Below are 25462 nucleotides of genomic sequence, written 5' to 3' on the forward strand. Positions count from 1 at the left end.
CTATGCAGTATTGACTCGATCAATATGAAGGTTGCCGGGCGGCACCGGAACAGTCGCCGGCCGGCGACGGAACAGCGGAAGGGCCGGGCGCAGCCGCCCGGCCCTCCGCTGTCATGAGTACCGCAGGACTACCGCGTCACCGCGTCCAGCGCGTCGGCGGTGCCCCAGCCGTAGAAGCCGTTGCGGTTCTTCGGGCCCTCGCACACCGCGTCGACCTTGCCGTCGCCGTTGATGTCGTACGGGTCCGTGCACGCGGTGGCGTCGGCCTCCGCGTACAGCAGCGCCTTCACCAGCGCCGGCGGGGCGTAGGGGTGCGTGGACTTGATCAGCGCGGCGACGCCCGCGACATGCGGGGACGCCATCGACGTACCCGCCATGTAGCCCCACTTGCCGCCCGGCAGCGTGCCCAGGATCAGACCGCTGGTGGCGGGCGGGGCGGGCGTCTGGTAGGCCGTGGAGTCGCCGCCGGGCGCGGCGATGTCCACGACGCCCCGTCCGTAGTTGGAGAAGGACGACTTCAGCCCCTTGGCGCCGGTCGCCGCGACCGTCACCACACCCGGCAGCTGGGTCGGGATGTCGAGGCACTCGGTCGGGTCGATCACCCGGTCCGACGGGGTGCCGTCGTTCGGGGACACCGGGTCGGTGATCTCGTCGGCCGCGAGGTCGTAGTTCTCGTTGCCGGCCGCCGCCACGTTGACCGCGCCCTTGCGCTCGGCGTACCGGGTGGCCCGGGTGACCGCCTCGAGGAGCGCCTTCTGGTCCGGGTCGTCCTTGCAGTTGAAGTACCAGGGGTCGGTGTAATAGCTGTTGTTGGTGACGTCGACCCCGTGCTCGGCCGCCCACATGAAGCCGCACACCACGGCCTCGGTGTAGAAGTACCCGTCCGGGTTGGACACCTTGATGCCCGAGACCTTCACCCCGGGCGCGACACCGGTCATGCCGATGCCGTTCTTGGCGGCGGCGATCTCACCGGCGACATGGGTGCCGTGCGGGCTCTCGTCCGCGCCCGGCCGCCAGGCGCCGTCGCTCGTGTCCGGCTTGCCCGACACACAGTTGACCGACGCGTCCCGGTCGAAGTTGGGCGCGATGTCCGGGTGGGTGTCGTCCACGCCGGTGTCGATGACGGCGACGGTGACCTTCGAACTGCCCAGCGACTTCTCATGCGCCTTGTCCGCCTTGATGGCGGGCAGGTCCCACTGCAGGCCCTGGAGCGGGTCCTGCCCCTCGACCGCCTCCGCCTGCGCCTCGGCGGCCTCGGCGGCGCTGAGCACCTTCGGCGCGCCCATGTCCGTGGTGGCCGCCGACGGCAGCGGGGCGTTGCGGGTGGCGCCCGCCGACTGCACGCCGGGCACCTTGCGGACGGTCTTCGCGAAGTCGGCGTTCGAGGAGTGGACGACGATGACGCCGATCCTGTCGTACGACGTCACGATCGTGCCGCCGGCCTTGGCGATCGCCTTCTTCACATGCGCCGGCGCGCCGTGCCCGCCACGGACGTTGACCACATAGCTGAGCGAGGCCGCGTCGGCGTCCGCGGCGGCCGCGGCCGGGCGGCCGTCGGCCGGGGCGGCGGTGGCCGCGGTGTTCGGCAGGAACGCGAGCGCGGTCGCCATGGCCATCCCGGCCGGGACGACGAGCGCGCGGCGGTGGCGCGGGTGAGGCGCTGTCATGAAGTCTCCAGTTCGTTCACTGTTGCGGAGGGACGGGCGGGAACCGCGGGAGCGCACGCTCACTTGACGGCGCGCAGCGCGTCGACGATGCCGAAGCCGTAGAAACCGTTGACCCGGTCGCCGCCTTCGCATGTCGCGTCCTGCGTGCCGTCACCGTCCTGGTCGTACGACTCCGGGCAGCCGGGATTGTTCGCCTGCGCCTTCAGGAGCGCCTGCAGCATCGCGGGGGAGGCCCACGGGTGCTTGGACTTCAGCAGCGCGGCGACACCGGCGGCGTGCGGCGAGGCCATCGAAGTGCCCTGCAGGAAGGCGTACTCGCCGTTCGGCATGGTGGACAGGATGCGGCCGTCCTTGGACGGGGTGTCCGGCAGCTGGTAGCGGCGGTCACCGCCCGGCGCCGCGACGTCGACGACGCCCTTGCCGTACGTGGAGTAGTACGACTTGAGGTTCTGCACGCCGGTCGCGCTGACCGTGACGATGCCCGGCAGCTGGGTCGGCACGTCGAAGCACTCGCTCGGGTCGATGGTGCGCGTCACCGGCGTGGTGTCGTTGGGGCTGGATTCGTCGACGATCGCGTCGGAGGCCAGGTCGTGGTTGGAGTTGCCGGCCGAGGCCAGGTGCAGGGTGCCCTTGCGCTGCGCGTACAGCTGGGCACGGTTGACCGCGTCGACGATCGCCCGCTGGTCGGGGTCGTCCATGCAGTTGTACAGCCACGGGTCCACGTAGTAGCTGTTGTTCGTGATCTCCACGCCGTGGTCGGCGGCGAACACGAACGCGCAGACGACGTTCTCCGGGTAGAACAGGCCGTTGTCCGGGTCGCTGACCTTGATGCCGGCCACCTTGACGCCGGGCGCGACACCGGCGACGCCGACGCCGTTGCGGGCCGCGGCGATCTCACCGGCCACATGGGTGCCGTGGTAGTCGTCGTCCGTGTAGGGCCGCCAGGCGCCCTCACTGGTGTCCGCCTTGCCGCCGACGCAGTTGGCCGACTGGGCGGCGGAGAAGTTCGGGGCGAGGTCGGGGTGGGTGTCGTCGACGCCGGTGTCGATCACGGCGACGGTCACCTTGCGGCTGCCCGGGTTGATCTTCGCGGCCTTGTCGGCGCCTATGGCGCGCAGGTCCCACTGGTCGGCCTCGAGCGGCTCGCTGCCGGGGACGTCCGCGGAGGCGGCCTTCGTCCGCGCGGCCTCGGCGGCCGTCACGTAGTCGGCGGCGCCCTCGTCCGTCGTCCCCGCGCGGGTCAGCGGCGCGGTGCGGGTGGCGCCGGCCGACTCCACGCCCCGCACCCGGCGGATCTCCTTGGCGAAGCCGGGGTTGGCCGAGTGGACGACGATCACACCGATCCTGTCGTAGGTGACCACGACCGTCCCGTCGGCCGCGGCGATCGCCCGCTTCACGGAGGCGATCGTGCGGCGGTCCGCCTTGGTGTTGACGACGTACGCCAGGGCGGGCGCGTCCGTCGCCTGCTCGGCCGACACCGTCTGTGGCGCCGCCGACGCCGCCGCCGGCAGGAAGCCGAGCGAGGCGGTCAGGGACAGCACGACGGGCACGGCGAGGGCGAGCCGGCGTCTGGAACGCAGATGAGCCATGGGATCTCCACATCATCCGGAAACGAAACCGGCCCGAGACACAGGGTGGTGCTCGGGCAGGTACATGACGGGGTGGTGCAGGGTGAAGCTATCCCGCGCGCTCGCTGGCCAGCAATCATTTGCCGGGAACGTCTTCGGAAAACGGCGGCGGAAAAGAAGCGCCGGCAGTTGAACCGGTCCTCGCGTGGCGCCGTGCCCTTGGGCAGGAAGCGCGAGCAGACTCGCCTTTCGTCCCCGCCCGAACCACAGCAACGCGAGGAGACTCCGTGGCCGCCGAAGCACCGCCCCCCTCGACAGAACAACACAAACTCCCCACGCCCGAGGAGTTCACCGAGGTGCAGGAGAGCGCTGAGTTCGGTGAACTGCGCCGCTCCTACCGCTCCTTCGCCTTCCCGCTGACCATCGCCTTCATCATCTGGTACCTGCTGTACGTCCTGCTCTCCAACTACGCGGGCGGCTTCATGGGCGCCAAGCTGTTCGGCAACATCAACGTCGCCTTCGTCTTCGGCGTCCTGCAGTTCGTCACCACGTTCCTCATCGCGTGGTGGTACTCCCGGCATGCCGCCGCCAAGCTCGACCCCAAGGCCGAGGCCATCAAGACCCGTATGGAGGGTGGCGCATGAGCCCCTCGATCACCCATGTCACCCTCGCCGCGAACGAGGCGAGCGAACACCGGGCGCTGATCATCACGTTGTTCGCCCTGTTCGTCCTCGCCACCCTCGGCATCACCGTCTGGGCGGGCCGGCAGACCAAGGACGCCGCGGACTTCTACGCCGGCGGACGCCAGTTCAGCGCCTTCCAGAACGGACTCGCGGTCTCCGGCGACTACATGTCGGCCGCGTCCTTCCTCGGCATCGCGGGCGCCATCGCCCTCTTCGGGTACGACGGCTTCCTGTACTCCATCGGCTTCCTGGTGGCCTGGCTGGTCGCCCTTCTGCTGGTCGCCGAGCCACTGCGGAACTCCGGCCGCTACACGATGGGCGACGTCCTCGCCTACCGCATGCGCCAGCGCCCGGTGCGCACCGCCGCCGGCACTTCCACCATCGTCGTGTCGATCTTCTACCTGCTGGCCCAGATGGCGGGCGCGGGCGTCCTCGTCTCGCTGCTGCTCGGCATCACCTCCGACGCCGGCAAGATCCTCATCGTCGCGCTCGTCGGTGTCCTGATGATCGTGTACGTCTCCATCGGCGGTATGAAGGGCACCACCTGGGTCCAGATGGTCAAGGCCGTGCTGCTCATCGGCGGCACGATCCTCATTACGTTCCTGGTGCTGCTGAAGTTCAACTTCAACATCTCCGACCTGCTGGGCAGCGCCGCCGAGAACAGCGGCAAGGGCGAGGCCTTCCTCGAGCCCGGCCTGCAGTACGGCGCCGACGGCACCACCAAGCTGGACTTCATCTCCCTCGGCATCGCCCTGGTGCTCGGCACCGCCGGTCTGCCGCACATCCTGATCCGCTTCTACACGGTGCCCAACGCCAAGGCCGCCCGGAAGTCCGTGAACTGGGCCATCGGCATCATCGGCGGCTTCTACCTGATGACCATCGCTCTCGGCTTCGGCGCCGCCGCACTGATCTCACAGGACGAGATCATCGCGTCCAACCCGTCCGGGAACACGGCCGCGCCGCTGCTCGCCCTGCACCTGGGCGGCGTCGACTCGGCCTGGGGCGCGATCCTGCTGGCCACCATCTCGGCGGTCGCCTTCGCGACGATCCTCGCCGTGGTCGCCGGACTCACGCTCGCCTCGTCGTCCTCCTTCGCGCACGACATCTACGCCAACGTCATCCGCAAGGGGCAGGCCACGGAGAAGGAGGAGATGAGGGCGGCCCGCTGGGCGACCGTCCTGATCGGCATCGTCTCCATCGCGCTCGGCGCCCTCGCCCGCGATCTCAACGTGGCCGGACTGGTCGCGCTGGCCTTCGCGGTCGCCGCCTCCGCCAACCTGCCGACCATCCTCTACAGCCTGTTCTGGAAGCGGTTCACCACCCAGGGCGCCCTGTGGTCGATCTACGGCGGCCTCATCGTCGCCGTCGGCCTGGTGCTCTTCTCGCCCGTGGTCTCCGGCGACCCCAAGGCGATGTTCCCGGACGTCGACTTCGCCTGGTTCCCGCTGAAGAACCCGGGCATCATCTCCATCCCGTTCGGCTTCCTGATGGGCTGGCTCGGCACCGTCCTGTCCAAGGAGGAGCCGGACGTCAAGAAGTACGCGGAGCTGGAGGTCCGGTCCCTGACCGGCACCGGCGCCCACTGATCCACCCGCCCCGGACGGCCGCGTCGTACGGACCCTGTAGGTCCCTACGACGCGGCCGTCGGCATCTCGTCACATCGGGTCGATGTGGGTTGTCGGTGGCGTCACGTAGGCTCACTGGTACGAGACAGGAGTGATCCGCGTCGAGGGAGGGGGCCCACGTGCTCATCGACACCTACGGCCGAGTGGCCACCGACCTGAGGGTCTCGCTGACCGACCGGTGCAATCTGCGCTGCACCTACTGCATGCCCGAGGAGGGGCTGCAGTGGCTGGCCAAGCCCGACCTGCTCACCGACGACGAGATCGTGCGCCTCATCGGCATCGCCGTCACCTCCCTGGGCATCGAGGAGGTCCGGTTCACCGGCGGCGAGCCCCTGCTCCGCCCCGGGCTGGTCGGCATCGTCGAGCGGGTCGCCGCGCTGGAGCCCCGCCCGCAGATGTCCCTCACCACCAACGGCATCGGTTTGCGGCGCACCGCGGCCGCCCTGAAGTCGGCGGGCCTGGACCGGGTCAACGTCTCCCTGGACACCCTGCGTCCCGACGTCTTCAAGACGCTCACCCGCCGCGACCGCCATCGGGACGTCATCGACGGCCTGTACGCGGCCCGCGAGGCCGGCCTGACCCCCGTCAAGGTCAACTCGGTCCTGATGCAGGGGCTCAACGACGACGAGGCCCCCGACCTCCTCGCCTGGGCCGTGGAGCACGACTACGAGCTGCGCTTCATCGAGCAGATGCCCCTCGACGCCCAGCACGGCTGGAAGCGCGACGGCATGATCACCGCCGGGGACATCCTGGCCTCCCTGCGCACCCGTTTCGAGCTGACCCCCGAAGGCGACGAGGCGCGCGGCTCCGCGCCGGCCGAGCGCTGGCTGGTGGACGGCGGTCCGCACCGGGTCGGCGTCATCGCCTCCGTCACCCGCCCCTTCTGCGCGGCCTGCGACCGCACCCGCCTCACCGCCGACGGCCAGGTCCGCACGTGCCTGTTCGCGACCGAGGAGACGGACCTGCGCGCGGCTCTGCGCTCCGACGCCCCCGACGAGGAGATCGCCCGGATCTGGAAACTCGCCATGTGGGGCAAAAAGGCGGGCGCGGGCCTGGACGACCCGAGCTTCGTCCAGCCGGACCGGCCCATGTCTGCCATCGGAGGCTAGGGCCTGAGTCCGGAGCACACCCCAGGCCCGCTCACGGTGCTGACAGGGCACCGCCGGTTCCCTGCGGCACGATCCGAACGACAGGCCTGGCCGACAAGGGCGGACGAGGCCTAAGGTTGCCACGCGACACACGGGGCCGCGCCCTGGCAGGCGCGACCCCGCTACGGCCCGCCGGGAGGCGAGCCGTCAGACCGAGGCAACGGTCTGACGATGTTGCAACCGGTGCTCGGCTACAGGCTGTGCCGGTCGCTCCACCAGGAGCTGAGCGCGGCGCCGGCAAGGCGCCCCAGCAGCCCCATCAGGAACGACCACGCGGCCTGGGCCGAGCGTTCTTCTTTTCCCTTCCGTCCATCGACCATGTGCCTACTCCTGGGCTCCGCGTGCGCGGCCTGGTGCCGCGGACTGGGGTGCCGGGGCCCGGAGTTGCTCGGCGATGGTGGCCGGGCGCTGGGAGTATGGCACGGGCCATCCGGCCCCCGGCACCGGAAGACCGTGACTGATCTGAGCTTTTCCTGAGCTTGGCGGAGGGCTGGGGCTCAGACGCCTCGCGCCTCCCACTCCTCCAGGGGAACGACCTCCTTCAGGAACCCCCGCACCCCCAGGAACTGCGAGAGATGCTCCCGGTGCTCCTCGCAGGCGAGCCATGTCTTGCGGCGCTCGGGAGTGTGGATCTTGGGGTTGTTCCACGCCAGTGCGTAGACCGCGGCGGCTCGGCAGCCCTTGGCGGAACAGATCGGGGTCTCGGGATCGGGGAGCATCACACACCGACCCTAACCCGCTGGGAAAAGGCGACGCCGAGCAGCCACGGGGGGAGCTGCCCGGCGTCGGTCCGTCGCTCCGACGGGGGATGCGGAGCGCGTACGCAGTATGTCACGGGTCACCCCGCCCCCGGCACCGGAAGCACATGATTGATCTGAGCATTTCTTGAGCTTGGCGGGGAAATGCCTTCCGCTCGGCGTCGTTTCCCCTCCCGCTCCGATCTTCACGACCGCTCGGGCCGCTCCGTTCGTGCGCCCGGCACGCGCTCCGACGCCACATCTTCCGCATCGGGTTCCGCGGAACCGTCGTTCGTCCGCGGCGGTGCGATCATCGGCTTCATCGGGGTCGTCACGAAGGTCGACGGCAGCGACGGCGCGTTCTCGCGCCCGGCGTTGGCGATCACCACCGCGATGTACGGCAGGACCGCCCCGAGCACCAGCGCGACGATCGCGACATGCCGCTCCACGTTCCACAGGGTCGCCGCGAGGATGACCGAGATCGTACGGACGACCATCGAGATCACATACCGGCGTTGCCGCCCGCGCACGTCTTCCTGGAGGCCCGCCCGGGCGCCGGTGATCCGGAACACCTGGACGCTGCCGCCGCCATGCTGCTTCCGCATCGCATTCCACCATCCGCCCGCAGAGGACCGTCCCCGCCCTGACCGTCCCACGCCCCCGTCGGGGAGCTCGGGTCCGGACACGTCCACGGTACGCCGCCCCCACCCGGGCCACGAGCCCGGGTCCGCCCCCGTCCCGGCCGCGGGGCCTGCGCCGTCGCACGTAGGCCCCACCCGACATGCGGCGTACCGCTTCTCACCCGAGACTGGTCGCAATGCTCGCGTCAAGCCGTACGAGGAGGCATCCATGGGCTGGTTGTGGGCGATCATCGTGGGTTTCGTGCTCGGTCTTCTCGCCAAGGCCGTGATCCCCGGCAAGCAGCACATCCCGCTGTGGCTGGCCACCATCTGCGGCATCATCGGTGCCGTCGTGGGCAACGCCATCGCGCGGGGTTTCGGCATCGAGGAGACGCCGGGCTTCGACTGGGGCCGGCACATCTTCCAGCTGGGCGCCGCCATCGTCGTCGTCCTGCTCGTGGAAATGCTGTACACCGCGATGCAGCGCAGGAAACACGAGCGGCAGCGGGCCTGATCCGCCGACGCCCGGGCGGCGCAGGGGCGGCCCCCGGCGTCCACCGGAAGCCGCCCCTGAGCCGGCCGTCGCTCAGCCGGCCGTGACCTCCACCGCGGCCAGGTTCTTCTTGCCCCGGCGCAGCACCAGCCAGCGCCCGTGCAGCAGGTCCTCCTTCGCCGGCACGGCGTCCTCGGCGGTGACCTTGACGTTGTTCACGTAGGCGCCGCCCTCCTTCACCGTGCGTCGCGCGGCCGACTTGCTCGCCACCAGACCGACCTCGGCGAACAGGTCGACGACCGGGCCGAGCTCGGCCACCCGGACGTGCGGCACCTCGGAGAGCGCCGCCGCCAGCGTCGGGTCGTCCAGCTCCGTCAGCTCGCCCTGGCCGAAGAGGGCCTTGGACGCGGCGATCACGGCGGCCGTCTGGTCGGCGCCGTGCACCAGCGTCGTGAGCTCCTCCGCCAGCGCGCGCTGCGCGGCCCGGGCCTGCGGCCGCTCCTCGGTCTGCTGCTCCAGCTCCTCCAGCTCCTCGCGGGACTTGAAGGACAGGATCCGCATGTAGCCCGAGATGTCCCGGTCGTCCACGTTCAACCAGAACTGGTAGAACGCGTACGGCGTCGTCATCTCCGGGTCCAGCCAGACGGCCCCGCTCTCGGTCTTGCCGAACTTGGTGCCGTCCGCCTTCGTCATCAGCGGCGTCGCGTAGGCGTGGACGGACGCCTCCGGCTCCAGCCGGTGCAGCAGGTCGAGACCGGCCGTGAGGTTGCCCCACTGGTCGTTGCCGCCCTGCTGCAGCGTGCAGCCGTAGCGGCGGTACAGCTGGAGGAAGTCCATCGCCTGGAGCAGCTGGTAGCTGAACTCCGTGTAGCTGATGCCCTCGGAGGACTCCAGACGCCGGGCGACCGAGTCCTTCGTCAGCATCTTGTTGACGCGGAAGTGCTTGCCGATGTCCCGCAGGAACTCGATCGCGGACAGGTTCGCGGTCCAGTCGAGGTTGTTGACCATGGTGGCCGCGTTCTCGCCCTCGAAGGACAGGAACGGCTCGATCTGGCCGCGCAGCCGCTCCACCCAGCCCGCGACCGTCTCCGGCGAGTTCAGCGTGCGTTCGGCCGTCGGCCGCGGGTCGCCGATCTGCCCGGTCGCGCCGCCGACCAGCGCCAGCGGCCGGTGGCCGGCCTGCTGGAGCCGGCGCAGGGTGAGCACCTGCACCAGGTGCCCGACGTGCAGCGACGGCGCGGTCGGGTCGAAGCCGCAATAGAACGTGACGGGACCGTCCGCGAGCGTCTTGCGCAAAGCGTCCTCGTCGGTGGACTGGGCGAACAGCCCGCGCCACTTCAGCTCGTCGACGATGTCCGTCACGGTTCTCGTGTCTCCTCGATGATCTTCGGCCGGTCGGGTGACGGCCGCTTGCGAACGCCTACGAGGTTATACGCCCTGGCTGACAGAGCTCATATTGAAATCGGGGACGCGCAGCGCCGGCATCGCCGCCCTGGTGAACCAGTCGCCCCACTCCCTGGGCAGCGTCTTCTCCGTACGGCCCGCCTCCGTCGCCCGGCCCAGCAGATCCACCGGCGACTCGTTGAACCGGAAGTTGTTCACCTCGCCGGTCACCTCGCCGTCCTCCACGAGATAGACGCCGTCCCGGGTCAGCCCCGTGAGCAGCAGCGTCGCCGGGTCGACCTCCCGGATGTACCAGAGGCAGGTCAGCAGCAGTCCGCGCTTGGTGGCCGCGACCATGTCCTCCAGGGACCGGTCGCCACCGCCGTCGAGGATCAGGTTCTCGATCCCGGGCGCCACCGGCAGCCCGGTCAGGTCCGCGCCGTGCCTGCTGGTCGTCAGCCGGTTTAGCTCGCCCTCGCGGATCCACTCCGTGGCCGACAGCGGCAGCCCGTTGTCGAACACCGACTGGTCACCGCCGGAGGAGTGCGCGATCACGAACGGCGCCGACTCCAGACCCGGCTCGTTCGGATCGCTGCGCAGGGTCAGCGGCAGCCCGGCCAGCTTCTCGCCGACCCGGGTGTCACCGCCCGGCTTGGAGAACACCGTGCGGCCCTCGGCCGCGTCCCGTCCGGAGGCCGACCACAGCTGGTAGATCAGCAGGTCCGCCACCGCGGTCGGCGGCAGCAGCGTCTCGTAGCGGCCCGCCGGCAGCTCGAGCCGCCGCTCCGCCCACCCCAGCCGTACGGCCAGTTCGGCGTCGAGCGCCGCGGGGTCGACGTCCCTGAAGTCCCGCGTGGAGCGCCCCGCCCACGCCGACCGGGTACGGTCCGGCGACTTGGCGTTCAGCTCCAGCGTGCCGTTCGGCTGGTCGTGCCGCAGCCGCAGCCCCGCCGATGTGCCGAGGTAGGTGGAGACCAGCTCGTGGTTCGCGAACCCGTACAGCTCCCGTCCGCCGGCACGCGCGCGTGCGAACGCCTCGCCCAGCGCCGGGGCGAAGTCGGCGAACACCGCGGAGGAGGTCTCCGCGGGCGCCTCGGTGAACTCGGGGGACGGGGCCACGCCCGTGACCAGCGGCTGCGCGTCCTCGGCGGGGCCCGCGCCCCGCGCGGCGTCCTCGGCGGCCCGCACCAGCGGCTCCAGCTCGTCCACGGTCACCGCGGAACGGGACACCACCCCGGACGCCGTGCCCTGCGCGCCGTCCACCGTGGCGATCACGGTGAGCGTGCGTCCGCGCGTGACGCCGTTCGTGGTGAGCGCGTTGCCCGCCCAGCGCAGGTTGGCGGTCGACTCCTCGTCGGCGATCACCACACAGCCGTCCGCCCGGGACAGTTCGAGAGCGCGCTCGACGATCTCGTGCGGCTTGTTGGTGCGTGCGCTCATCGACCGGCCTCCTGCGTGGTGTTGAGAATGTTGACTCCCTTGAAGAGGGCGGACGGGCAGCCGTGCGAGACCGCCGCGACCTGCCCCGGCTGGGCCTTGCCGCAGTTGAAGGCGCCGCCCAGGACATAGGTCTGCGGACCGCCGACCGCCGCCATGGAACCCCAGAAGTCCGTGGTCGTCGCCTGGTACGCGACGTCCCGCAGCTGCCCCGCCAGCCGCCCGTTCTCGATCCGGTAGAAGCGCTGCCCGGTGAACTGGAAGTTGTACCGCTGCATGTCGATCGACCACGACCGGTCACCGACGACGTAGATGCCCCGGTCCACGCCCCCGATCAGGTCCTCCGTCGACATCCCCGCCGGATCCGGCCGCAGCGACACATTGGCCATGCGCTGCACCGGCACATGACCGGGGGAGTCGGCGAACGCGCACCCGTTGGACCGCTCGAAGCCGGTCAGCTTCGCGATCCGCCGGTCCAGCTGGTAGCCGGCCAGCGTGCCGTCCTTCACCAGGTCCCAGGACTGCGCCTCGACGCCCTCGTCGTCGTAGCCGACGGTGGCCAGTCCGTGCTCGGCGGTGCGGTCGCCGGTGACGTTCATCAGCTCGGAGCCGTACTTCAGCTTGCCCAGCAGATCGAAGGTGGCGAACGAGGTACCGGCGTACGCCGCCTCGTAGCCGAGCGCCCGGTCCAGCTCGGTGGCGTGCCCGATGGACTCGTGGATGGTCAGCCACAGGTTGGACGGGTCCACCACGAGGTCGTACAGCCCCGGCTCGACGCTCGGCGCCCGCATCTTCTCCGCGAGCAGCTCCGGGATCCGCTCCAGCTCCTCGTCCCAGTCCCAGCCGGTGCCCCGCAGATACTCCCAGCCGCGGCCGACGGGCGGCGCGATCGTGCGCATGGAGTCGAACTCGCCGCTGGAGTCGTCGACGGACACCGCCGTGAGCACCGGGTGCAGACGCACCCGCTGCTGTGTCGTGACGGTTCCGGCCGTATCGGCGTAGAACTTGTTCTCGTGCACGGTGAGCAGCGAGGCGTCGACATGGTCCACCCCGCCCGCCGCCAGCAGCCGGGCGCTCCACTCGGCCAGCAGCCCGGTCTTCTCCCCGTCGGGCACCGTGAACGGATCGATCTCGTACGACGACACCCAGGTCTTCTCGGAGTGCACCGGCTCGGCCGCCAGCTCCACCCTCTCGTCGGAACCGGCCGCCCGGATCACCTGCGCGGACAGCTTCGCCATCGCCACGGCCTGCGAGGCGACCTTGGCGGCGGCGCCCGGGGTCAGATCCACCCCGGACGCGAATCCCCAGGTCCCGCCGTGCACCACGCGCACCGCGTAGCCGAGGTCGGTGGTGTCCGAGGACCCGGCGGGCTTGGCGTCCCTCAGCCGCCAGGAGGCGCTGCGCACCCGCTCCAGGCGGAAGTCCGCGTGCTCCGCCCCCAGCGACCGCGCGCGGGCGAGCGCGGCGTCGGCGAGGGGGCGCAGGGGGAGTGCCAGGAATGACTGATCGATGTCATGGGGCACGGGTGGGAATCCCTTCGGGGCTTGCCTGTAGTGACCATCGGAGGCAGTGAACCATGTCTCATGTGTCGGGCTCCCCTTGAATCCTGGACGGCAGGACGGGCGAACCACCGCCGAAAGGGGTGGGGCAGGGCAGTAAGGTGGATCAGTTGCGTGGTCCGTCTCCCGGCGGGGGCCTGTCTGAAGGACGCGCCACGCGACCGAACGGACACACGTGATCAAGGGGGCGGCATCGATCCCGCGCCGCGCGCCGCCCTCCAACGGCTCACCGCCCGCCTGGACGGAGTGCGCGTCCTGCCCGCGGGCGCCCCCGCCCCCCGCTGGACGCCCGGTCGGCGCAACGCCGCAGGACCGGAACTTCTCCCTCGACACCGCCGGCAGACACGTGCTCAAGCCGGACCTGGTCCACTACCTGCCCTCGCCGCGGGACGGGACGCTCCGCCAGGCCGTGGTCCTCGACGCCAAGTTCAAGACCAAACCCCAGCGGGACGACCTCTACCAGATGACCGCCTACTGCGTACGCCTCGGTCTCACCGAGGGGCACCTCGTCTACGCCTCGGGCAGGGCCGGGGTCGTGGAGGTGCCGGTGGGGGAGGGGCGGCTGAGGATCTGGCGACACGTCGTCGACCTCTCCCGTCCCTGGCGGGACCTGGCCGCGGACATCGACGCCCTCGCCGAGTCGGTCGCCATCGCGCGTGGCAGCGGCACCCTGTGAAGGCGAGCATGGCGGGCCGGATGTAGGTACCCTCACGGATATGTACGCACAACCTGCCTGCTGTGAGGGGAGCGCGGTATGAGCACCATTTCCGTCCGCGAGTTCTCGTACAACCCCAGCGCGGTCTTCGCCCGCGTCGAGAAGGGCGAGGCGATCGAGGTCACCCGGCACGGCAACGTGATCGCCATACTGTCACCGGCCGGCAGCCCCATGGAGCGGTACGCGCACCTGGTGGCGCAGGGGAAGATCAAGCTGAAGCCGGTCACCGCCGCCGAGCGCCACAGCATGCCGCACTACGAGGTGCCGGAAGACGTCGACCCCGTGGCGCTGCTGCTGGCCGAGCGCGAAGAGGACGACCGTTGATCTACATGGACACGTCCGCGCTGGTCACCTGGATGACCCGGCGCAGCCACTGGGACGCGCTGGACGCCTTCCTCCAGGGACGGGCCACGGAGCCGCTGGCCACCAGCACGCTCGGCTTCCTGGAGACCGTACGGACCCTGGACCTCATGGGGCACTTCCCGAAGGCCATGGAGGACCTGGACGCCCGGATCACCGAAATTCTCCTCACCCGGGAGGTGCGCGATGCGGCGGCTCTGCTGGTCGGGAGCCTGAGGACGCTGGACGCGATTCACGTCGCCAGCGCACTTTCCCTGCGGGACGACCTGACCGCCCTGGTGACCTACGACCGCAGGATGCTCGAGACGGCTCGCGCCGAAGGGCTGTCGGCTCACGCACCAGGTATGGCGGACTGACGGCGGCGCCGGACTGTAGGAACCCGACAGGCTGCCACGGGAGCCACTGTCGGTGCCCGAATGTTCCGGGGCGGACCGGGACCGATAGGTTTTCGGTGAAGCCGCCTGTCATCCAGCTGTCCGGGCGGGTGAACCAGACCGCTATCGAAAGGGTGATCCGTTGAGCCGCTCGGTTCTCGTCACCGGAGGCAACCGGGGCATCGGCCTCGCCATCGCCCGCGCGTTCGCCGACGCCGGCGACAAGGTCGCCATCACATACCGTTCGGGGGAGCCGCCGGCCGCCCTCACCGAGCTGGGCTGCCTCGCCGTCAGGTGCGACATCACCGATCCCGAGCAGGTGGAGCAGGCCTACAAGGAGATCGAGGAGGCGCACGGCACCGTCGAGGTGCTCGTGGCCAACGCCGGCGTCACCAAGGACCAGCTCCTGATGCGCATGTCCGAGGAGGACTTCACCTCGGTCGTCGACACCAACCTCACCGGCACCTTCCGGGTCGTCAAGCGCGCCAACCGCGGCATGCTGCGCGCCAAGAAGGGCCGTGTCGTGCTGATCTCGTCGGTCGTCGGGCTGCTCGGCTCCGCGGGGCAGGCGAACTACGCCGCCTCCAAGGCCGGCCTGGTCGGCTTCGCGCGCTCCCTCGCCCGTGAGCTGGGCTCGCGCAACATCACCTTCAACGTCGTCGCGCCCGGCTTCGTCGACACCGACATGACCAAGGTGCTCACCGAGGAGCAGCGCACGGGCATCGTGTCGCAGGTACCGCTGGGCCGGTACGCGAAGCCGGAGGAGATCGCCGCGGCCGTGCGGTTCCTCGCCTCGGACGACGCCTCGTACATCACTGGAGCCGTCATTCCCGTTGACGGCGGACTGGGAATGGGTCACTGAACACCATGAGCGGAATTCTCGAGGGCAAGCGCGTCCTGATCTCCGGAGTGCTGATGGAGTCCTCCATCGCCTTCCACGCCGCCAAGCTGGCCCAGGAGCAGGGTGCCGAGATCATCCTGACCGCGTTCCCGCGGCCCACCCTGACCGAGCGCATCGCCAAGAAGCTCCCGCGGCCCACCAAGGTCATCGAGCTCGACGTCACCAACGAGGAGCACCTGGGCCGGCTGGCCGACGTGGTCGGCGAGGAGCTCGGCGGTCTCGACGGCGTCGTGCACTCCATCGGCTTCGCCCCGCAGGACGCCCTCGGCGGCAACTTCCTCAACACGCCGTTCGAGTCGGTCGCCACGGCCATGCACGTCTCGGCGTACTCCCTGAAGTCACTGACCACGGCCTGTCTGCCGCTGATGCAGAACGGCGGCTCGGTCGTCGGCCTCACCTTCGACGCGCAGTTCGCCTGGCCGCAGTACGACTGGATGGGCCCGGCCAAGGCCGCCCTGGAGGCCACCAGCCGCTACATCGCGCGTGACCTGGGCAAGCAGAACATCCGCTGCAACCTCATCTCCGCGGGCCCGCTCGGCTCCATGGCCGCCAAGTCCATCCCGGGCTTCGGCGAGCTGGCCTCCGTGTGGGACACCCGTTCCCCGCTGGAGTGGGACCTGAAGGACCCCGAGCCGGCCGGCCGCGGCATCGTCGCCCTGCTGAGCGACTGGTTCCCGAAGACCACGGGCGAGATCATCCACGTGGACGGCGGCCTGCACGCCATCGGCGCCTGACGCACACCTCACGAGGGCCCGCTTCCCGCAAGGAAGCGGGCCCTTCGGCACATCACCGCGGAGGGCGACCGACCCGGCGCGGGTCAGTCACCGGAGGACGAACCGAACCGCCCCGGACGGCACACGAACGGATAGGCGGCGGCCTCCTCGGCCGCCGTCGCCGCGTCGCCCGCGCGGATCGCGTCCACCAGCCGTCCGTGGTCCATGTGCGTCTCCGGGGACATGTCCCCGCCCACGTCCTCGCGCAGCCAGTCCCGCAGCACCTCGCTCAGGTCCGCGTACATCGCGGTCATCACGTCGTTGTGCGAGGCGGCCACCACGGCGAGGTGGAACGTCGCGTCCGCCGCCACGAACGCCTCCGCCTCACCCGACTCCCAGGCCTCCTCCCGGCGCAGCAGCAGGGTGTCGAGCTGCTTGAGATCCTTCTCCGTACGCCGCTCGGCGGCCAGCCGTGCCGCGGCCGACTCCAGCGTGGAACGCAGCTCCGCGATGTGCCGCGGATCGGCGCCGGCGAAGCGCCGGTGCATCACGCCCGCCAGCTCGCTCGTGGCCACCACGTATGTGCCCGAACCCTGGCGGATGTCCAGCAGCCCGTTGTGCGCCAGCGCGCGGACGGCCTCGCGGACCGTGTTACGGGCCACACCCAACTGCTCGACCAGCTCCGGCTCGGTCGGGATGCGCGCGCCCACCGGCCACTCACCCGAGGTGATCTGCGCCCGCAGGGCGGCGATGACCTGCTCGGACAGCGCCGAACGACGCGGATGGCTCAGAGGCATGACACACCTTCGCACGACAGGGGCGCCGCACGGCGACCTCGGCATGGACAACCAATCATCCCATGATTCTATGATGGGCCTCATGGCTAGCGAGGAAACCCGGACGCTCACGTCCACGACCGTACGCGCGTCGGCCGCACCCCCCTCCCGGAAGACACCCGGGGACGGCGCCGGGCGCGGGTGGCGGACGCGGCTGATCGTCGTCGGCATCGTGCTGGCCGCACTGAACCTCCGCCCCGCCATCACCAGCCTGGGCGCGCTGCTCGAGGAGGTCCGCGACGGTCTCGGCATGAGCGGCAGCGTCGCCGGACTGCTCACCTCCGTCCCCCCGCTGTGCTTCGCCGTCTTCGGCGTCACCGCGCCCCGGCTTGCCCGCCGCTTCGGGGCCGGCGCCGTGGTGTGCGCGGGCATGATCGCCATCGGCGCCGGCCTGCTGATACGTCCGTACGTCGGCGGTACGGCGGCCTTCCTGGCGACCACCGCCCTCGCGCTGATGGGCATCGCCGTCAGCAACGTCCTGATGCCGGTCATCGTCAAGCGCTGGTTCCCCGACCGGGTCGGCTCCATGACCGGCCTGTACTCCATGGCGCTCGCCCTGGGCACCGCCTCGGCGGCGGCGGTGACCGTGCCGCTGACCGACGCGCTCGGCGGGAACTGGCAGTCCGGCCTCGCCGTGTGGGCGGCCCTGGCGGCCGCCGCCGTACTGCCCTGGATCCCCTTCGTACGAGAACGGGTCCCGGCACCGGCGGAGCACGCACCCGCGCGGGACGGGGACGCGCCCGCGCGCCCGCTGCGCATCACCCGCAGCCGCACCGCGTGGGCGCTGGCCGTCTTCTTCGGCCTCCAGGCCACCGCCGCCTACATCACCATGGGCTGGATGGCACAGATCTTCCGCGACGCGGGCGTCCCCGCGGGCACGGCCGGGCTGCTCCTCGCCGTCACCATGGTGATGGGCGTACCGCTGGCCTTCGTCATACCCCGCCTCGCCACCCGGCTGCCCCACCAGGGCCCGATCGTGCTGGCCCTCGGCACGAGCGGCCTCGTCGGATACGCGGGCCTGTACTTCGCGCCGGCCGCCGGCGCCTGGGCCTGGGCCGTACTGCTGGGCGTCGCCAACTGCGCCTTCCCCCTGGCGCTCACCATGGTCGGGATGCGGGCCAGGACCAGCGCGGGCGTGGCCCAGCTGTCGGCCTTCGCCCAGAGCACCGGCTACCTGATCTCCATCCCGGGCCCGCTCCTGGTGGGCGTCCTCTACCAGCACAGCGGCGGCTGGGGCCTGCCGATCGCCCTGATGGCGGGCCTGATGATCCCGCAGACGATCGTAGGCATCCTGGCCGGCCGGGACCGCACGGTGGAAGAGGAAGCAACGACTCCCTGACCCCCTCCAGGGGCGCGGGGAACTGCGCGAACGGGGCCCGGGGCGGAGCCCCGGGGACGGGACGGGAAGGGGCGGCGGGGGCGAGAAACCCCTACTTCGAGAAGCCCTCCACGGCCCGCACCGAACCCCCGAAGCCCGCCACAGGCGACAAGGTGCGAAACTGGCCCCATGCCAGTCCTCGACCCCAACCCGCAGAACGGCCAGAAGAAGATGCTGCTCGTCTTCGGCGCCTTCTTCGCCATCTTCATCGTGATCGGCGTGGTCGCCACCCTCCTCGCCCCGTGACGCCCCATGGTGGTGCTGGCACCCCCATCCCCTAGGGGGCCAGGCTCAGGGTCAAGTGGGTGGGTCACCGGATGGGTTGGCGCCCGGACGGTCCGTACCTTCGAGATGTGGCCGCGAACCGCGGGCCACGGACCGTACGAGGAGCGGAGGCCACCATGGCGGCGCGCACGCACACCCGGCCCGACCCGGCCCCCCGGGGCGGCGTCGACACGCGGCTGCCGTGGTGGGCCCTGGCCCTGCCCACGCTGGCCTTCGTGGCCCTGCTGACCCTGATCCTCAACCCCTCCGAGGCCCACGCGGCCGCGGGTGAGCCGGCGATCGCGCACCTCGTCGAGCGCGCGCAGCAGCTCATGACCCGCTGAACACCCCGGAAGCGCCGGTCAACTCCCTGCGCCTCGTGGCCTGTTTCGTGCGAAGCTGGGGTGCATGAGCGTCGCAGAACCCCGCAGGATTGTCCTTTTCCGGCATGCGAAAGCCGACTGGCCCCCGGTGTCCGACCATGAGCGCCCGCTCGCCGAGCGGGGCCGAACCGATGCCGCGGTCGCCGGACGCAAGCTCGCCGATACCGGCATCGCCTTCGATCTGGCCCTGTGCTCCACCTCGGTCCGCACCCGCGAGACCTGGAAGCTCGCGGTCCACGAGTTTCCGCAGCGGCCGAAAACCGTCTACGAGGAGCGGATCTACGAGGCCTCGCCCGGCGAGCTGATCGCCCTGCTCAACGAAACCCCCGACGACGCGCAGAACGTCCTCCTGGTCGGCCACAACCCGGGCATCCAGGGGCTCGCGGACATCCTGGCCGGTACGGCCGAGGGGGACGCCCGTGAGCGCATGAGCCGCCGTGGCTACCCGGCCGCCGCCTTCGCCGTGCTGTCCTTCACCGGCTCCTGGAAGTCCCTGGAGCCCGGCGTCGGCAGCCTGGTCGACTACTGGGCGCCGACCGAGTGACACCCGGCCGCGGGGCCGGGTGACGCATCCGGCCCCGTGGCTCAGCCCACGTCGAGCGTGTCCGCCGCCTCGACCTCTTCCCGCGTGACCCCCAGCAGGTAGAGGACCGTGTCGAGGAAGGGGAAGTTCACCGCCGTGTGGGCGGCCTCCCGCACCACCGGCTTGGCGTTGAAGGCGACACCGAGTCCCGCCGCGTTCAGCATGTCCAGGTCGTTCGCACCGTCACCGATCGCCACCGTCTGCGACAGCGGCACCCCGGCCTCGGCCGCGAACCGGCGCAGCAGCCGGGCCTTGCCCGCCCGGTCCACGATCTCGCCGGTCACCCGGCCGGTCAGCTTCCCGTCGACGATCTCCAGCGTGTTCGCCTGGGCGAAGTCCAGCCCCAGCCGCTCCTTGAGATCGTCCGTGACCTGGGTGAACCCGCCCGAGACCACACCCACTTGGTAGCCGAGGCGCTTCAGCGTACGGATCAGGGTGCGCGCGCCGGGCGTCAGCCGCACCTCGCTGCGCACCTTGTCCACCACGGAGGCGTCCAGCCCTTCCAGCAGCGCCACGCGCGCGTGCAGCGACTGCTCGAAGTCCAGCTCCCCGCGCATCGCGGCCGCCGTCACCTCGGCGACCTTGTCCTCGCACCCGGCGTGCGCGGCGAAGAGCTCGATCACCTCGTCCTGGATCAGCGTGGAGTCCACGTCCATGACGACCAGGCGCTGCGCCCGCCGGTACAGCCCGGCCCCCACCACGGCGATGTCGACCCCGAGCCGTGCCGCGTCGGTCACCAGCGCGGTCCGCAGCGGTTCCGTCTCCACGCCGGACACCGCGAACTCCACCGCCGTCACCGGATACTTGGCGAGCCGGAAGATACGGTCGATGTTGCCGCCGGCCTTCGTTATCCGCGCGGCGATCGACGCCGTCGCCTCCGAGGTGAGGGGGTGGCCCAGCACGGTGACCAGGGAACGGCCGAGTCCGCGCGGACGGTTGTCGCCCCTGCCCGAGATGATCTCCGCCTGCATCTTCATGGACTCCGCCCAGCTGTGGACGGTCGCCCGCAGATCCCCTTCGAGCCCCTTGGGCGGTTCGCTCACCAGCGCGCACAGCACGATGCGGCCACGGGTGACGACCTGCTCGATGTCGACCACGTCGACCGCGTAGGCGGCGAGGGTGTCGAAGAGGCCGGCCGTGATGCCAGGCCGGTCCTTTCCGAAGATCTTGACCAGGAGAGTGGGAACGTCGGAGGTCTGCGATGCGCTCATGGTGCCTCCCACGGTATCCGCCCCGCAGCACCCCCCGCCTCCCAGGTCCGCCACCCGGACACCTACCGCAGCTGCGGGCAGTCGTGCCTCCCCCAGTGCCTTGAGGGCCTGGGAGGTGCCCCCAGGGCGGCACGGGTGGGCGGTGGGGGTCCCCCCCGCTCGAGCGCAGCCGAGAGTGGGGGAGGCACCGGACAGCGCCGCAAGCGAAACCCCGTACCCGAGCCCAATCGCCGGGCAACGTTCACCCGTCAGCGCCCACCCCCCGGCCCCCGCGGAGCCGGCGGTGGCGGGGGAGGCGGCCCCTCGTCCGGCCACAACGGTGGCCGCTCCCCGCCCGCCGACGCCTCGTCACGCCGGACACGCGAGCCGCGCCGCGGGCGACGCCCCGGCGGCGCAACGGGCCCGATCACGGTCGGCGCACCGTAGACATCGTGCGGCCCCCCACCGTCGTCAGCGCCCGCAACCGGCGGACCAGGCGGCCGGGAGTCCTCGGTCGGCTCCCCCAACGCCTCGGCCGGCACCCGCAGATACGGGTTCGTGTCCGGATTCGGCGGCCGGTAGGGAGCCCCCGGGGCGTACGGCCCCGGCCCGGCCGGCACCGCGCCTCCCCGCCCCTGCTCACCGGCGCCCCCGGCCCCCTCGGCACCGTCACCCCGTGCCGACACCGCCGCCCGCACCCCCGCCGCACCGCTCGCCCATGCCAACAGCCCCCCGGCCCCACCCGCGCCCGCACCCCACACCGCACTCAGCAGCAGGGCCGTGCCCAGATGCCCGCGCAGCTCGATGCCGGCGCCGAACGCGTCGAAGCCGAGCACCGACAGCGACGCGTCCGCGGAGACCTCCGTCAGCCACACCAGCAACGGCAGCGTGAGCGCCGTGGCCGCACCCAGGCGCAGCGCACACCGTCCCGCGAAGCGGGCCGCTCCCCGCTGCCCCACGGCCACCGGCGTGCGCACCGCCGTCAGTACCCCGGCGAGCAGCATCATCAGCGCGGCGGCCACGGCCAGCAGCCACACCCGCCCATCGAGCTCGGCCAGCCGCCCCAGCGTGACGGGCTCCTCGGAGCCGACCCGCAGAAGGTCGTCCACGGGATGGGGCAGCACATTGAGCAGGGCCCCGCTCGCTCGCCCGTCCCACGGGACGAACAGACCGACCGGAATCCCGAGCCACACCCCGTTCGGCGCCCCCAGCAGCGCCGCCCCCGCGATCCGCCGGGGGTGGTCGTCGCCGATCGCCGCGTACCCGGCCGCGGCGCAGCCCGCCGCCACCGCCACCAGCACCACCATGACCAGCGCGGAGACCGACGGACGTACGACCCGGTGCACAACGTCCCAACCGCGCGGCAGCGGCGTACGGCGGGACGCCAGCAGCGCGACGAGCAGCACACCGGCCGACCAGCCGAGACCGCCCAGGACTGTCGGCACCGTGTCGACGGTGAACCCGACCGCGGCCTCCGCCTCCACGAGGTCACCCACCCGGTCCGGCAGCAGCCCTCCGACATCGCCCAGCCCGGGGATCTCGACCCCGCCACCGCCCACGCCCGGCAGATCGTCCAGCCCCAACGAGCCCCCGTCGATGGTGATGACGTCGTGCCCCGCCCAGACCAGCCCGCCCGTCATCGCCACGAACAGCGCCACCACCGCGCCCGCGCGGGCGAGGAGTTCGGCCGGGGAGACCTCAACTCCCGCCGCTCGCAGGGACCGTAGGAAGAAGTACGACAGCAGCAGCGCCCCCACCAGGCTCACGCCCAGCGGTGTGACCTCGACGGCCGTCGAGGCATCCGCGCCCGACAGCCCGAACGCCGACACATCACCGGAAGGCGTGACCGAACCACCCGCCCCCAGCGCCACCACCGCGGCCGTCATCGGCCCCAGCGACCCGGCCGCGTCCGCGTCCAGCAGATGCAGCCCGAGTGCCGCCGTGCCCGCCATCCCGATCAGGGACCAGCTCACCGCGGCGACCGCGGACACCACCACATCGACCCACGGCACGCGTGTGCCGGCCCCGGCGGCGCCGACACCCGTCGCAGTACCCATGGCAGACCCCCCGATCCGCGGCGCGGCAAGAAGACCGCGCATGTCCCCCTCGCGTGGTTTACCACTCTCCGAGCCGATTTCAACCCCGCCGGAGCGCTCTGTCGACGGCTTGGTGCGCGCTCGTGACAAGGCCCGACTTTCGGTCAGAGGGCCGAGCCTGAAATAGTTCCCCCCGATGTTCGACATCCCTAGACTCCCTGCGATGGGGGAAACTCGGGGGACAACTCAGTGGGGCATGGAGTGCCGGAACTCGTACTGGAATCAAACGGACGTACCTGGACGCTCGATCCGTCCAGGGCCTACACCCTCGGACGCGATCCGCAGGGGGACGTCGTGCTGGACGACGCCAGGGTCTCCTGGCGTCACGCCACGATCAGCTTCAACGGGCGCAGTTGGGTCATCGAGGACCACGGCAGCACCAACGGCACGTTCGTGCAGGGGCAACGGATCCACCATCTGGAGTTCGGCTCCGACACGGTGCTGAACCTGGGCAACGCGACCGACGGGCCGCGCGTGACGCTGTCCGGCGTCGGCGCCGCGGCCGCCGCGCCCCAGGCACAGCCGCAGCAGCCGTACGCCGCCCAGGGCGCGAGCGCCGGCTGGGCCCAGCAGGCGCCGCCGCAGCAGCAGCCGCCCGCGCAGCCCGGCTGGCAGCAGCCGCAGCAGGCGCCGCAGCAGCAGCCCGCGCCGCACATCCCGCAGCAGCAGGGACCCGGCAGCGGCGCGGGGGCGCCGCCGGTCTACGGCGACCGCAGCCCCACCACGTTCCACCAGTTCTCCCTGGGCCGCGTGATGCGGATCGGCCGTGCGCTGGAGAACGACCTGGTCGTCTCCGACCTCCAGGTCTCCCGCAACCACGCCGAGTTCCACTCCACGCCCGACGGCCGCATGGAGATCCGCGACCTCGGCTCGCACAACGGCACCTACGTCAACGGTCTGCCGATCGCCAAGGGCGGCTCGCAGCTGCTCGGCCCCACCGACATCGTGGGCGTCGGTCACTCGACGTTCCGGATCGTGGGGGACCGGCTCGAGGAGTTCGTCGACACCGGTGAGGTGTCCTTCTCCGCACGCCATCTGACCGTCACGGTCGACGGCGGCAAGCAGATCCTCAAGGACGTCTCCTTCGGCGTCCCGGAGAAGTCGCTGATCGCGGTCATCGGCCCGTCCGGCTCCGGCAAGTCCACCCTGCTGAAGGCGCTCACCGGCTACCGCCCCGCCAACCAGGGCGAAGTTCTCTACGACAACCGGAACCTCTACAAGCAGTTCGCCGAGCTGCGCCAGCGCATCGGTCTGGTCCCGCAGGACGACATCCTGCACAAGGAGCTGACCGTCAAGAAGGCCCTCACGTACGCGGCCAAGCTCCGCTTCCCCGCCGACACCACGGCCGCGGAGCGCGAGTCCCGCATCGACGAGGTGCTCCGCGAGCTCAAGCTGGACATCCACAAGGACAAGAAGGTCACCTCCCTGTCCGGCGGACAGCGCAAGCGGGTCTCCGTGGCCCTGGAGCTGCTCACCAAGCCGTCGCTGATCTTCCTGGACGAGCCCACCTCCGGCCTCGACCCGGGCATGGACCGCGACGTCATGCAGCTGCTGCGCGGCCTCGCCGACGACGGCCGCACCGTCCTGGTCGTCACCCACTCGGTGGCCGAGCTGGCGATCTGCGACAAGCTGCTGGTGATGGCGCCGGGCGGCTCGGTCGCCTACTTCGGTCCGCCCGAGGAGGCGCTGAACTTCTTCGGCTACGACACCTGGGCCGATGTGTTCTCCGCCTTCGAGAACTACCGCGACTACGACTGGGCCGGCCGCTGGAAGGGCTCGCAGCACTACCAGATGTACGCCGCGGACATCGACGCGGTCGCGCCGCAGTCCGTACAGGTCCCGGCGATGCAGGCGATGAAGCCGCCCAAGCCGCAGGGATGGATGTCGCAGTTCGCCACGCTGGTGCGCCGCTACATCTCGGTGATCGTCTCCGACAAGGGCTTCCTCGCCCTGATGGTGATCCTCCCGGCGGTTCTCGGCGCGGTCAGCCTGCTCATCGACGCGGACAAGGGCCTGCTGCCCAACCCGCCCAACCCGCAGACCGGCCGGATCATTCCCAACGGCACGGCGACCACGGTGCTGCTGATCCTCGCGGTGGGCGCCTGTTTCGCGGGTGCCGCGAACTCCGTGCGTGAGCTGATCAAGGAACGGGTCATCTACGAGCGGGAGCGCGCCACCGGCCTGTCCCGCTCGGCGTACCTGATGTCCAAGGTGTTCGTGCTCGGCATGATCACCGTGCTGCAGGGCCTGCTGGTCGGTGTGATCGGCTTCTCCAGCCGCGAGATCCCCGAGGAGGGCCTGGTCTTCGGCGGCTTCACGCTGCTGGAGCTCTCGGTGCCGATCATGGCGCTCGGCTTCACCTCGATGATGTTCGGCCTGATCATCTCCGCGCTGGTGAAGACCGCCGAGAAGACCATGCCGCTGCTGGTGATGTTCGCGATCATCCAGGTCGTCTTCACCGGCTGTCTGTTCACGCTGCACGGCTCGATCGGCGTCAACCAGTTCTCGTTCCTGATGCCGTCGCGCTGGGCGGTCGCCGCCTCCGGCGCCACGCTGGACTTCAACAAGATCAGCCCGCCGGAGACGGCCGGCGACACCGACCCGCTGTGGGAGCACACGGTCGGGGCCTGGGCGATGGACATGGGCGCGCTGATCCTGCTCGGCGTGATCTGCGGCTTCTTCGTGGCCCGCTTCCTGCGCCGGCACGAGCCCGAGGTCATGCGCAAGTAGTCCGCGCCGTACGACCCCG

Annotated in this window: 25 protein-coding genes; 14 read left to right on the forward strand and 11 right to left on the reverse strand. The window is 70.9% G+C overall.

All coding sequences use genetic code 11. The features are described from left to right. Positions 1-128: 128 nt before the first annotated feature. Positions 129-1667: a S8 family peptidase gene (locus ACZ44S_RS17165; protein WP_466929641.1), complete on the reverse strand. Its 1539-nt coding sequence runs from the start codon at positions 1665-1667 to the stop codon at positions 129-131. A gap of 59 nt (positions 1668-1726) precedes the next feature. Then, a complete protein-coding gene (locus ACZ44S_RS17170) occupies positions 1727-3256 on the reverse strand; it encodes a S8 family peptidase (RefSeq protein ID WP_466929643.1) in 1530 nt (509 codons plus the stop codon). A 266-nt stretch (positions 3257-3522) separates the two neighbouring features. Between ACZ44S_RS17170 and ACZ44S_RS17175 the strand changes: the two genes are divergently transcribed. The 3 genes from ACZ44S_RS17175 to moaA all read left to right on the forward strand — a co-directional run bounded on the left by ACZ44S_RS17175 (position 3523) and on the right by moaA (position 6652). After that, on the forward strand, positions 3523-3879 hold the full coding sequence (locus ACZ44S_RS17175) for a DUF485 domain-containing protein (protein WP_466929646.1): 357 nt from the start codon (positions 3523-3525) through the stop codon (positions 3877-3879). Continuing rightward, positions 3876-5504 carry a solute symporter family protein gene (locus ACZ44S_RS17180; RefSeq protein WP_466929649.1) on the forward strand — a complete coding sequence of 543 codons (1629 nt, stop codon included), beginning with the start codon at positions 3876-3878 and terminating at the stop codon, positions 5502-5504. The genes ACZ44S_RS17175 and ACZ44S_RS17180 overlap by 4 nt, the downstream gene beginning before the upstream one ends. Positions 5505-5662: 158 nt before the next feature. Then, complete coding sequence (moaA, locus tag ACZ44S_RS17185; RefSeq protein WP_466929651.1) at positions 5663-6652, forward strand: GTP 3',8-cyclase MoaA; 990 nt, start codon at positions 5663-5665, stop codon at positions 6650-6652. Positions 6653-6882: 230 nt separating this feature from the next. Here moaA and ACZ44S_RS17190 read toward each other — a convergent pair whose 3' ends face one another. From ACZ44S_RS17190 to ACZ44S_RS17200, 3 genes are all read right to left on the reverse strand, one after another. Then, positions 6883-7011: a hypothetical protein gene (locus ACZ44S_RS17190; RefSeq protein WP_466929653.1), complete on the reverse strand. Its 129-nt coding sequence runs from the start codon at positions 7009-7011 to the stop codon at positions 6883-6885. Between the two features lie 177 nt (positions 7012-7188). Next, on the reverse strand, positions 7189-7410 hold the full coding sequence (locus tag ACZ44S_RS17195; protein ID WP_466929727.1) for a hypothetical protein: 222 nt from the start codon (positions 7408-7410) through the stop codon (positions 7189-7191). Between the two features lie 224 nt (positions 7411-7634). Continuing rightward, positions 7635-8033: a DUF3099 domain-containing protein gene (locus ACZ44S_RS17200; RefSeq protein WP_466929655.1), complete on the reverse strand. Its 399-nt coding sequence runs from the start codon at positions 8031-8033 to the stop codon at positions 7635-7637. 244 nt (positions 8034-8277) lie between these two features. Between ACZ44S_RS17200 and ACZ44S_RS17205 the strand changes: the two genes are divergently transcribed. Beyond that, positions 8278-8562 (forward strand): GlsB/YeaQ/YmgE family stress response membrane protein, encoded by a 285-nt coding sequence (locus tag ACZ44S_RS17205; protein WP_466929657.1) that lies wholly within the window; start codon positions 8278-8280, stop codon positions 8560-8562. Between the two features lie 72 nt (positions 8563-8634). Here ACZ44S_RS17205 and tyrS read toward each other — a convergent pair whose 3' ends face one another. From tyrS to ACZ44S_RS17220, 3 genes are all read right to left on the reverse strand, one after another. Then, complete coding sequence (gene tyrS, locus ACZ44S_RS17210) at positions 8635-9903, reverse strand: tyrosine--tRNA ligase (RefSeq protein WP_466929660.1); 1269 nt, start codon at positions 9901-9903, stop codon at positions 8635-8637. Positions 9904-9969: 66 nt separating this feature from the next. Then, positions 9970-11364: a metallopeptidase TldD-related protein gene (locus ACZ44S_RS17215; RefSeq protein ID WP_466929662.1), complete on the reverse strand. Its 1395-nt coding sequence runs from the start codon at positions 11362-11364 to the stop codon at positions 9970-9972. Then, complete coding sequence (locus tag ACZ44S_RS17220; protein WP_466929664.1) at positions 11361-12884, reverse strand: TldD/PmbA family protein; 1524 nt, start codon at positions 12882-12884, stop codon at positions 11361-11363. The genes ACZ44S_RS17215 and ACZ44S_RS17220 overlap by 4 nt, the downstream gene beginning before the upstream one ends. A gap of 382 nt (positions 12885-13266) precedes the next feature. Between ACZ44S_RS17220 and ACZ44S_RS17225 the strand changes: the two genes are divergently transcribed. From ACZ44S_RS17225 to fabI, 5 genes are all read left to right on the forward strand, one after another. Continuing rightward, complete coding sequence (locus ACZ44S_RS17225) at positions 13267-13596, forward strand: 5-methylcytosine restriction system specificity protein McrC (protein WP_466929666.1); 330 nt, start codon at positions 13267-13269, stop codon at positions 13594-13596. Positions 13597-13674: 78 nt separating this feature from the next. Continuing rightward, positions 13675-13959, forward strand: coding sequence for a type II toxin-antitoxin system Phd/YefM family antitoxin (locus tag ACZ44S_RS17230; protein ID WP_019522103.1), 285 nt, complete (start codon positions 13675-13677; stop codon positions 13957-13959). Positions 13960-13964: 5 nt separating this feature from the next. Beyond that, positions 13965-14351 carry a type II toxin-antitoxin system VapC family toxin gene (locus ACZ44S_RS17235; RefSeq protein WP_466929668.1) on the forward strand — a complete coding sequence of 129 codons (387 nt, stop codon included), beginning with the start codon at positions 13965-13967 and terminating at the stop codon, positions 14349-14351. Positions 14352-14511: 160 nt separating this feature from the next. After that, positions 14512-15231, forward strand: coding sequence for a 3-oxoacyl-[acyl-carrier-protein] reductase (gene fabG / locus ACZ44S_RS17240; RefSeq protein ID WP_466929671.1), 720 nt, complete (start codon positions 14512-14514; stop codon positions 15229-15231). 5 nt (positions 15232-15236) lie between these two features. Then, positions 15237-16004, forward strand: a complete 768-nt coding sequence (fabI, locus tag ACZ44S_RS17245) for an enoyl-ACP reductase FabI (protein ID WP_466929674.1) — start codon at positions 15237-15239, stop codon at positions 16002-16004. An 83-nt stretch (positions 16005-16087) separates the two neighbouring features. On the opposite strand, the gene ACZ44S_RS17250 is transcribed toward fabI, so the two are convergent. Then, complete coding sequence (locus ACZ44S_RS17250) at positions 16088-16780, reverse strand: FadR/GntR family transcriptional regulator (RefSeq protein WP_466929677.1); 693 nt, start codon at positions 16778-16780, stop codon at positions 16088-16090. Between the two features lie 70 nt (positions 16781-16850). Here ACZ44S_RS17250 and ACZ44S_RS17255 point away from each other — a divergent pair, with 70 nt between their 5' ends. The 4 genes from ACZ44S_RS17255 to ACZ44S_RS17270 all read left to right on the forward strand — a co-directional run bounded on the left by ACZ44S_RS17255 (position 16851) and on the right by ACZ44S_RS17270 (position 19388). Then, positions 16851-18158, forward strand: a complete 1308-nt coding sequence (locus ACZ44S_RS17255) for a CynX/NimT family MFS transporter (RefSeq protein WP_466929678.1) — start codon at positions 16851-16853, stop codon at positions 18156-18158. Between the two features lie 168 nt (positions 18159-18326). Continuing rightward, a complete protein-coding gene (locus ACZ44S_RS17260; protein WP_268249013.1) occupies positions 18327-18443 on the forward strand; it encodes an SGM_5486 family transporter-associated protein in 117 nt (38 codons plus the stop codon). A 155-nt stretch (positions 18444-18598) separates the two neighbouring features. Then, positions 18599-18805 carry a hypothetical protein gene (locus tag ACZ44S_RS17265; protein ID WP_190161766.1) on the forward strand — a complete coding sequence of 69 codons (207 nt, stop codon included), beginning with the start codon at positions 18599-18601 and terminating at the stop codon, positions 18803-18805. Positions 18806-18869: 64 nt separating this feature from the next. Further along, on the forward strand, positions 18870-19388 hold the full coding sequence (locus tag ACZ44S_RS17270) for a SixA phosphatase family protein (RefSeq protein ID WP_466929682.1): 519 nt from the start codon (positions 18870-18872) through the stop codon (positions 19386-19388). 41 nt (positions 19389-19429) lie between these two features. Here the strand turns inward: ACZ44S_RS17270 and serB are convergent, their stop codons facing one another. Both serB and ACZ44S_RS17280 read right to left on the reverse strand, forming a co-directional pair. Next, the gene (serB, locus tag ACZ44S_RS17275) at positions 19430-20638 is read right to left on the reverse strand and encodes a phosphoserine phosphatase SerB (protein ID WP_190161764.1); all 1209 of its coding nucleotides are present in this window, start codon (positions 20636-20638) and stop codon (positions 19430-19432) included. 248 nt (positions 20639-20886) lie between these two features. Continuing rightward, on the reverse strand, positions 20887-22674 hold the full coding sequence (locus tag ACZ44S_RS17280) for a streptophobe family protein (RefSeq protein WP_466929684.1): 1788 nt from the start codon (positions 22672-22674) through the stop codon (positions 20887-20889). 240 nt (positions 22675-22914) lie between these two features. Between ACZ44S_RS17280 and ACZ44S_RS17285 the strand changes: the two genes are divergently transcribed. Then, positions 22915-25443, forward strand: coding sequence for an ABC transporter ATP-binding protein/permease (locus ACZ44S_RS17285; RefSeq protein WP_466929685.1), 2529 nt, complete (start codon positions 22915-22917; stop codon positions 25441-25443). Positions 25444-25462: the final 19 nt, after the last annotated feature.

The sequence above is a fragment of the Streptomyces malachitofuscus genome (assembly GCF_055571035.1).